We start from the raw sequence: 9,624 nt of genomic DNA on the forward strand, positions 1-9,624 counted from the left end.
ATTGAGTTACAAAGTGCCGATGGTTTTCTTCAGCATGAAATACTGGTAGAGGATACCTATCTGTGCGTTGGCCAATTCCAGTTCGCTGCTCAGTTGGATGTTGCTGGCGTCCAGCATGTCGGTCACCAGCGACAGGCCGTTGAGGTAGCGGCTGTGAATCACCTCGTAGTTCTCATGGGCCAGCTGTACGTTCTTTTCTTTGGTATCCAGTCGGGTGTAAGCTTCTTCCAGGTTGATGTAGGCCGCATTGATGCCGTTTGACAATTGTTCGTCGGCCAGCCGTTTGTTTTCCTGTGCCTTCAGGGTGGCCAGTTTGGCCTGTTTCACCTTTTTGTTGTTTTTGAACAGCGCATCAAACTTGTAGGTGACGTTCACCCCCACATACCAGTAGTTGAAGTTCTTGTTGATGGGTGGCACTTCAATCAGAATCGGGCCGTCGAAATTGTTGGCCGCAATCAGTCCGATGGTCGGACGTCGGCCGGCCCGTGCCATTTCTTGCTGTTTTTCGCTCATGCGGACTCCCAAATCGGCCAGCCGCATTACCGGAGCCTGGGAGCGTGCATCCTGCCAGTGCAGTTCGCTTCGTTTGTCGATACCGGCAGAAAGCAAGGTGGTGTCCGGCAGAATTTCCGTTTGGATATCCAGTCCGATGGTGGTGACCATCTGTCGGTTGAGAATCCGAATCCGGTTGTTCACGTTGGTCAGTCCCAGTTCCAGGTTTTTCAATTGGAGTTCATAGCGGGTGATGTCACTCTGTAATGCCGCTCCCTGTTCGAAAGCCGACCGGATTTCCTCAATCAGCAGCCGGGTCTGTTCGATGTTTTTCTCATACACCCTCCGCTGGTTGTGTAACTGGAACAGGTCGAGGTAATGTCCCACCAGCATGAAGCGCACATTCTGCCGGTCGTTATCAAGTTCCGTTTCGGCCATCTCTTTTTGCAGTTCGCTCATCTCGATGCCTGTAGAAACCGCCCCACCTGTGTAGACCGCTTGTGTGGCCTTGAACGCAAAATTGTTGCCAAAGTGCGGCATGTCGGCCTTCATGCCGTTGGAAAAGTCTCGGTCGCTCATCCATCCGTCGCCGATGTAGCTGAACGAGAGTCCGGCTTCAATGGAAGGCAAGCGGTCGTTCTTGGCCACTTTGATGGCTTGTACTGCCTCGTCGACGGCCAGGTTATGTACTTTCAGGCTTTTGCTGTGCGCGTCGGCCAGGCGGAAGAGTTCTTCTACTCCCAGCACGCGCGGTTGGGCCGATGCCGAACAAAAGCCGATGCAGCCCAATAATCCTGTCATAAAAAGTTTGTGAATCATAAATACGTGGTTGTCTTAATTATCGGTACAAAGGTCACGCTTTTGCGGGGAAAAGGGAATGTCTCAAATTCGACAGAATTTGTCTGAATTGAAACTTTTTGGAAAAAGTTTGGCTGAATGGATGTTTCTTTTCTATCTTTGGAAGAGTAGAAAAACAGGCTTATGGAACGTTATCAGATTATTAACATACAAGAAATAGTCCGGGAAAAGACTGGAGAAGCTTATCAGGGAGAGATTGGCGTATTTGTTCCAAGTGATACTTCTTCAATCTATCTGGCCGAAGGGCTTCCGGTGTATGTGAATGCTTTTTCTTATTTGCTGGCCTTGCATGGAAAGGCCCGTCTGGTGATTGATGAAACGGAATATGAGATTCTTCCTGGCTGCCTGTGCCTGATTTCCCCCTTGCACTTGACCTGTTTCTCGGAGGTGTCGGACGATTTCCGGTGTATGTTTCTGTGTCTTCACAAGGATTTTGTGGATAAAATCGGGGTGTTCAACCTGAAGCAACGCATTGCCAAGGGGATGCACATGCATCGCAATCCGTCAGTTCAGGTGAGTCCGGTCGATACGGAGGTGCTGAAGGAAAGCATTGAGAATATTCGGCAACAGATTTTACGAAAGGGCCATTTGTATCATCTGGAACTGATGCAGAATGCCCTCATCCGGTTTTATTTGGAACTGGACAACATCCTCGACCGGGACATACAAGCGGAAAGTGGCGTGGTGACTGTCACCCGGAACCGGATGAAGTTACAGGAGTTCATCACCCTGCTGATGAATCATTTTAAGGAAGAGCATCAGGTGGCTTTCTATGCGAAAGCCATGCACATCACGCCCCAATACTTGACGGCTATTATCAAGGAACAGACCGGAAAGACGGTAAATGTTTTTATCTATGAGTTGATTTACAGTGAGGCACGCAACTTGTTGGTCTCGACCGATTTGAGTATCCAGCAGATTACGGTACGGCTGAACTTTGCTGACCAAGCTTCGTTCAGCAAGTTTTTCAAGCGGCATGCAGGGGTTTCTCCTCAGATTTTCAGGGAAGAAGCTGGAAAAATCTGAGGAGTCTGTAGGGATTTATCGTTAGGGTTTAACAGGTTCGGAAAGTTCATCGAGCGTCTTTCCCTCGTAGTCGCAGATAGCTTGTTTGTATTCCAAAGGAATTTCTACGGGCTCTTTGGTCATGACGTCGTAACCCACCAGTACCGTACGACATTGGCATTTCAATACGCCACTGGCTTTGTTGAAGGCACGTTGCAGCATGGTGAAACTTTTATGTCCCAGGTGGATGACGGTAGTCTCGATGATGAGGTCATCGGAGAAAAATACGGGGGCCAAAAAATCCGCATTGATGTTGACCACTACTACATTGAATTTTTTGCATTCATCTTGCCCAAAGACATCGCGGAAATAGGAGGTCTTTGCAAAGTCGTACAAAGAAAAATAAACCGAATTGTTCATGTGACCGTATTGGTCGACATCGCTAAAACGGATTTGTACGGGGACTTCGTGTTTGAATTTGATTTCTGCGTTCATAGTAATGTTTTTAAGTTTTTCTCAAATGTACATCTTTTTTTCATAAATCTGCTATCAATGGGGGAATATTTCTTACTTTTGTCCGTCATAATGAATTGTGGATAAATAATATTATATAAGATGGAACAGAAATTCAGCAAAGAGACACTTTGTGTGCAGGCAGGCTGGACTCCGAAGAACGGAGAGCCTCGTGTGTTGCCCATTTACCAGAGCACTACATTTAAATATGATACCAGTGAGCAGATGGCTCGTCTTTTTGATTTGAAAGACAGTGGTTATTTTTATACGCGTCTGCAGAATCCGACTAACGATGCGGTGGCTTCGAAAATTGCAGCCCTTGAAGGAGGTGTGGGAGCCATGCTGACTTCTTCCGGTCAGGCAGCCAATTTTTATGCGGTGTTCAATATTTGTGAGGCGGGCGACCATTTCGTTTGTTCGTCTACTATCTATGGCGGTACGTTCAATTTGTTTGCAGTGACCATGAAAAAGCTGGGCATCGAATGTACGTTTATCGATGCCGATGCTCCGGAAGAAGAAATTGACAAGGCTTTTCGTCCGAATACGAAGTGCTTGTTCGGTGAAACGATTTCCAATCCGAGCATCAATGTGTTGGATATTGAGAAATTTGCCCGTATCGCCCACAAGCACGGAGTACCTTTGATTGTGGACAACACGTTTGCTACTCCGATTAACTGCCGTCCGTTTGAATGGGGAGCCGATATTGTGACTCACTCTACGACGAAATACATGGACGGACATGCCACTTGTGTGGGAGGTGCGATTGTAGACAGTGGTAACTTCGACTGGGAAGCTCATGCCGACAAGTTCCCGGGCCTGACACAGCCGGATGAATCTTATCATGGGCTGACTTATACGAAGGCTTTCGGAAAGATGGCTTATATGACCAAGGCTACCGCTCAGTTGATGCGTGACCTGGGTTCTATCCAGTCGCCGGAAAATGCGTTCCTGTTGAACTTGGGATTGGAAACTTTGCATCTGCGTGTGCCGCGTCATTGTGAAAATGCGCAGAAGGTAGCAGAATGGTTGGAAGCGAATCCGAAGGTGAAATGGGTAAACTATTGCGGATTGAAGAGCAATAAGTATTATGAACTGGCCCAGAAATACATGCCGAACGGTTCTTGTGGCGTGATTGCTTTCGGACTCCATGGCACACGAGAAGACGCTATCCGATTTATGGACCACTTGAAACTGGCTTGTATCGTGACACATGTGGCGGATGCCCGTACATGTGTGTTGCATCCGGCAAGTCATACACACCGTCAGCTTACCGATGAACAGCTGATTGAGGCAGGAGTGGCTCCCGACTTGATTCGTCTGTCTGTCGGTATTGAAAATGTAAACGACATCATTGCTGACTTGGAGCAGGCGATGGAACAGATTTAATAAGTATCATATCGATGGCAATAAAAAAAGGAGGGCATTTTGAATGTCCTCCTTTTTTGTGATTATACAGACGGTTATCTGTAAGATTTCTGGTAAATCTGAAGTACCTCTTCGTCGGTCAGCGGATGCGGGTCGAGGGTGAAGAGTGAGCCCATGGTATCGCGGGCATTCTGTACCATCTTGGGGAAGTCCTCTGGTTTTACACCCCAGTCGCTCAGTTTCAACTGATATACGTTACATTCCTTTTGCATGCGCACCAATGCATCGATGAAGTCGCTAGGTCGGTTGCTCTTCTGCTGGGTCATGATTTCAGCCATTTTCATGTAACGTTTCATGCTGTCGTTGCGGAAGGTTTCAAAGTAAGCTTCACTGATGGCAATCAGTCCGGCTCCGTGTGGCAATTCCGGATGGAAGGCACTCATGGCATGTTCCATGGAGTGTTCGGAAATACAGCAGGAAGTAGATTCTACCAGACCAGCCAGGGTACTGGCCCACGCCACTTTGGCACGTGCTTTCAGGTTACGTCCGTCTTTCACGGCTACCGGCAGGTATTTGTACAACAAACGGATGGCTTCGAGGGCATACAGGTCACTGATAGGAGTGGCACAGTTGGCCAGGAAACCTTCTGCGGCATGGAAGAAAGCATCAAATCCTTGGTAAGCAGTCAAATGGGGTGGAATGGAGACCATCAGTTCCGGGTCAATGATGGAAATAGCCGGGAAAGTCAGCGGACTGCCGAATCCGATTTTTTCCTTCGCTTCTTCGTTGGTGATGACACTCCACGGGTCGGCTTCCGTACCGGTACCGGCAGTGGTCGGGATGGCAACCACCGGAAGGGCCTTTGTGACGGGACGTCCTTTTCCGGTACCTGCCGGGATATAATCCCAATAATCTCCTTCGTTGCAGGCCATGATGGCGATGGCTTTGGCCGAGTCAATACTACTTCCTCCTCCTAAACCGATGACGAAGTCACACTTCTCTTTGCGGCAAACGGAGGCTGCCTCCATTACGTGGGCTTTTATCGGATTGGGCAGAATCTTGTCGAATACGACCGATTCCGTATCGTTTTCTTTCAACAGTTCGATGACCTTATCTAGGTAGCCATATTTCTTCATGGAAGTACCACATGAGATGACAATCAGGGCTTTCTTTCCTGGTAGTTGTTCCGTCGCTAACTTTCTTAACTCACCACACCCAAACAAGATTTTGGTTGGAATGTGTAAACTGAATACAGGATTTGCGTTCATAATATAACCGTTTAAAGTTCATTTATCCAAAAATACGAAAATAAAAACAGAATGGATGCGGAGGTGTGTTAAAAATCGCTTTTATCTTTCGTGGAATGGAAATAAAAAAGGCTGCCAACTGGCAGCCTTTTATGAAATATCGCTGTAAAGCGGATTATTCTTTGTCTTTGTGGTCCTTGTGGTTCTGCTGAGGACGACGTTCCCGTTTCGGGTGGCTTTCTGTCATGCCTTCCGGTTTCGGAAGCAATGCTTTGTGTGACAGTTTGAACTTGCCCGTCTTCGGATCGATGTCCAACAGTTTCACTTCGATTTCGTCTCCTTCTTTCAGACCGGCTTCTTCGATAGTTTCAAAGCGTTTCCAGTCGATTTCAGAGATGTGCAGCAGACCGTCTTTTCCCGGAAGGAATTCTACGAATGCACCGTAAGGCATGATAGAACGAACCTTACCTGTATATACTTCGCCTACTTCCGGAACAGCTACGATAGCCTTGATCATGCGCAATGCATCGTCGATGCACTTCTTGTTGGTACCGGCGATTTCGATGCGGCCTACACCGTCCACTTCTTCAATGGTGATAGTCGCACCGGTTTCTTCCTGCATACCCTGGATAATCTTTCCGCCCGGGCCGATTACCGCACCGATGAATTCTTTCGGAATTGTCATGGTTTCGATGCGCGGTGCATGCGGTTTCAGTTCAGGACGCGGCTCAGCGATGCATTCAGTCAGTTTGCCAAGGATGTATTCACGTCCCTGTTTTGCCTGCAACAAGGCTTTTTCCAAAATATCGTAAGTCAGTCCGTCACACTTGATATCCATCTGTGTAGCAGTGATACCGTCGCGAGTACCTGTTACTTTGAAGTCCATATCACCCAGGTGGTCCTCATCACCCAAGATATCTGACAAGATAGCGTATTTATCTTCTCCGGCGTTCTTGATCAATCCCATCGCAATACCTGAAACCGGCTTCTTGATAGGTACACCTGCATCCATCAGAGCCAGTGTTCCGGCACAAACCGTAGCCATAGAAGATGAACCGTTAGATTCCAAGATATCTGAAACCACACGTACGCAGTAAGGATAGTCAGCAGGAATCTGTCCTTTCAATGCGCGCCATGCCAGATGACCGTGACCGATTTCACGACGGCCTACGCCACGCTGTGCTTTTGCTTCTCCTGTAGAGAACGGAGGGAAGTTGTAGTGCAACAGGAAGCGTTCCTTGTGCTGGTCGAGTACATCGTCTACAATCTTTTCGTCCATCTTGGTACCCAGTGTGACTGTACTCAAAGACTGTGTTTCGCCACGGGTAAAGATAGCTGATCCGTGAGGACCTGGCAGCGGGCTGGTTTCACACCAGATTGGACGGATGTCGGTAGTAGCACGACCATCCAGACGTTTGCCTTCGTCGAGGATACAACGACGCATAGCCTCTTTTTCTACATCGTGGTAGTAACGGTCGATTATCGGACCTTTTTCTTCCAGTTCTTCTTCAGTGAACTGAGCCTTGAATTCATCGCAAACAGCAGTGAAAGCATCTTCTCTTTCGTGCTTGTTCTTGTTGCCAGATTCTGCGATGGCGTATGCTTTTGCGTAGCAAGCTTCGTGAACGGCTTTACGCAGGTCTTCGTCGTTTTCTTCGTGGCAGTATTCACGTTTTACGGTCTTTCCGACTTCTTCCATCAGTTCCATCTGCGCTTTGCAGTGAACCTTGATAGCTTCGTGAGCGAACTTCATGGCTTCCAGCAAGTCCTGTTCAGAAACTTCTTTCATTTCACCTTCTACCATCATAATGTTTTCATAAGTAGCGGCTACCATGATGTCCATGTCGGCACGTTTCAATGCTTCGAAAGTCGGGTCGATGACAAACTGTCCGTCGATACGAGCGACACGTACTTCTGAAATCGGACCTCCGAACGGAATGTCAGAAACAGCCAGTGCGGCAGAAGCAGCCAGACCGGCCAGTGCGTCCGGCATATCTACGCCGTCGGCAGAATAAAGTATGATATTTACGTAAACTTCAGCATGATAGTTGTCCGGGAACAGAGGGCGCAATGCGCGGTCTACCAGACGGCAAGTGAGGATTTCGTAATCAGAAGCCTTTCCTTCACGTTTGGTAAAGCCACCCGGGAAACGTCCGAATGCGGAATATTTTTCTCTGTACTCTACCTGGAGAGGCATAAAATCAGTACCGGGAACTGCATCTTTTGCTGCACAAACAGTAGCCAGCAACATGGTATTACCCATGCGTAGCATAACAGCACCATCTGCCTGTTTTGCCAGCTTTCCCGTTTCGAGTGTAATGGTTCTTCCATCGCTTAACTCGATCGTCTTAACAATAGGATTGATCATAAAAATTGATTTAATATTATTTCATCTAAAAAAGCGTACAAAGATAGTGTTTTATTGTGGATAAAAGCAGGTATTTAGCTAAAAGTTTCAAGGGAAAGTGCTTTTTATCCAATTATTTGTGACAAAAAGACCTAATTTCAGGGGTTAGATGATGGATTTATCTTTTAAAAACTTTGTGGCATCATGAAAAGCCGTATCTTTGCACGTTGAATTTACATTAGAATGTGAGATAAAAGAAAATAATCAGGTATGAGAAAAAATACTTATCTGTTTGTGGCATTGTTGTCGGCGGGGTTGGTAGCCTGCAATAATGAACCTTCCTTCAAGGTAGAAGGTACGGTAGCCGGTGCGGCTGATAAAATGTTGTATTTAGAGCATACAAGTCTGGAAGGAATTGTAGCACTCGACTCAGTGAAGCTGAATGACGGGGGTTCGTTCCACTTCTCTGAAGCTCGTCCGGATGCTCCGGATTTCTATCGTCTTCGTTTGGATAACCAGGTTATCAATTTTGTAGTTGATTCTACGGAGACGGTAAAGGTAAATGCAGATGCCAATGGATTTGCTACGGCTTATCAGGTGGAAGGTTCGGAAAACAACCAGAAGATTAAGGAACTGGTTTTGCTGCAGGCAGATTTGCAGGATAAAGTAAACAAACTGGGACGTTCCGGACTGCCGGCAGGCATTGCACAGGATAGCCTGATTTCGCTGGTCAATACATATAAAAATAATGTAAAGCGGAATTATATTTTTGTAGCACCTAACAAGGCCTATGCTTATTTCGCTTTGTTCCAGGAATTGAACGGATACATGATTTTCGATCCGTTGACCAATAAGGAAGATGTGAAATGCTTTGCGGCGGTGGCTACCAGCTTGAATAACATGTATCCTCATGCCGACCGTTCCCGCAACCTTTATAATATGGTGATTAAGGGAATGAAAAATACCCGTACTCCTCAGGTGCAGAATGTCACTATCCCGGCAGATAAAATAAAAGAGACCTCTATTATTGATATTGAATTGAAGGATGTGGATGGAAAAGTACATCACTTGACTGATTTGAAAGGAAAGGTGGTTCTGGTAGATTTTACCGCGTATGCTTCAGCCGTTTCGGGAGCCCGCAATTTGGCGCTGCGTGATTTGTATGACAAATATGCGTCACAGGGACTGGAGATTTATCAGATATCTTTGGATGCAGATGAACATTTCTGGAAGACTTCAGCCGATAATCTGCCGTGGATTTGTGTACGTGACCCGCAAGGAACTTATTCCAATTATGTAAGTCTGTATGGAGTGACTCAGTTGCCGACGGCCTTTTTGATCAATCGTAACAATGAGCTGACCTTGCGGATTGACGAGAAAACCAATATGGAAGAAGCCATCAAGAAATTATTGTAACATGTTGAAAAGCATGCGGTGATAAACTTGACTGGTATCATAAAAAGCTTTATCTTTGTCCCCCAAGATATAAGACTCTACGCAAGAGAGGCTGTATCAAAATAAAGATTAGTTTGTCAGATTGTCATTCTGAACAAAGTGAAGAATCCATTTGTTTATTTATTCATCTGGGGTTCACTCTTCGTTCAGAATGACTTTACTTTTGTGACAGACAGTTCTTATTTTGAACAGCCCTTTACTTTTATCGAAACAAATCACTACTGTCCCGTAAAAGTGGATAAATAGTTCTTTGAAATTATTGAAATATAGTCAATTACACGGTCTTTTGAAATGAAACGGACTTGATTTTGCAACTTTGCAGTCTAATACAAATGGCTGCTA

The 9,624-nt window shown here is 46.3% G+C and carries 7 protein-coding genes; 3 read left to right on the plus strand and 4 right to left on the minus strand.

From position 1 onward, the window contains the following. Positions 1-6 precede the first annotated feature (6 nt). A complete protein-coding gene (locus H6A28_RS02905) occupies positions 7-1,293 on the minus strand; it encodes a TolC family protein (RefSeq protein ID WP_239465229.1) in 1,287 nt (428 codons plus the stop codon). Positions 1,294-1,473: 180 nt separating this feature from the next. Between H6A28_RS02905 and H6A28_RS02910 the strand changes: the two genes are divergently transcribed. Further along, the gene (locus H6A28_RS02910) at positions 1,474-2,376 is read left to right on the plus strand and encodes an AraC family transcriptional regulator (RefSeq protein ID WP_204478747.1); all 903 of its coding nucleotides are present in this window, start codon (positions 1,474-1,476) and stop codon (positions 2,374-2,376) included. Between the two features lie 21 nt (positions 2,377-2,397). Here H6A28_RS02910 and H6A28_RS02915 read toward each other — a convergent pair whose 3' ends face one another. Further along, a complete protein-coding gene (locus tag H6A28_RS02915; RefSeq protein WP_204475793.1) occupies positions 2,398-2,850 on the minus strand; it encodes an acyl-CoA thioesterase in 453 nt (150 codons plus the stop codon). A 120-nt stretch (positions 2,851-2,970) separates the two neighbouring features. Between H6A28_RS02915 and H6A28_RS02920 the strand changes: the two genes are divergently transcribed. Next, a complete protein-coding gene (locus tag H6A28_RS02920; protein ID WP_204475794.1) occupies positions 2,971-4,254 on the plus strand; it encodes an O-acetylhomoserine aminocarboxypropyltransferase/cysteine synthase family protein in 1,284 nt (427 codons plus the stop codon). Between the two features lie 74 nt (positions 4,255-4,328). Here H6A28_RS02920 and H6A28_RS02925 read toward each other — a convergent pair whose 3' ends face one another. Then, positions 4,329-5,501, minus strand: coding sequence for an iron-containing alcohol dehydrogenase (locus H6A28_RS02925; RefSeq protein ID WP_204475795.1), 1,173 nt, complete (start codon positions 5,499-5,501; stop codon positions 4,329-4,331). 154 nt (positions 5,502-5,655) lie between these two features. Then, a complete protein-coding gene (pnp, locus tag H6A28_RS02930; RefSeq protein WP_204475796.1) occupies positions 5,656-7,848 on the minus strand; it encodes a polyribonucleotide nucleotidyltransferase in 2,193 nt (730 codons plus the stop codon). Positions 7,849-8,097: 249 nt separating this feature from the next. Between pnp and H6A28_RS02935 the strand changes: the two genes are divergently transcribed. Next, positions 8,098-9,243: a TlpA disulfide reductase family protein gene (locus H6A28_RS02935; protein ID WP_204475797.1), complete on the plus strand. Its 1,146-nt coding sequence runs from the start codon at positions 8,098-8,100 to the stop codon at positions 9,241-9,243. Positions 9,244-9,624: the final 381 nt, after the last annotated feature.

This window comes from Bacteroides mediterraneensis, from assembly GCF_016900355.1.
GTDB lineage: Bacteria > Bacteroidota > Bacteroidia > Bacteroidales > Bacteroidaceae > Phocaeicola.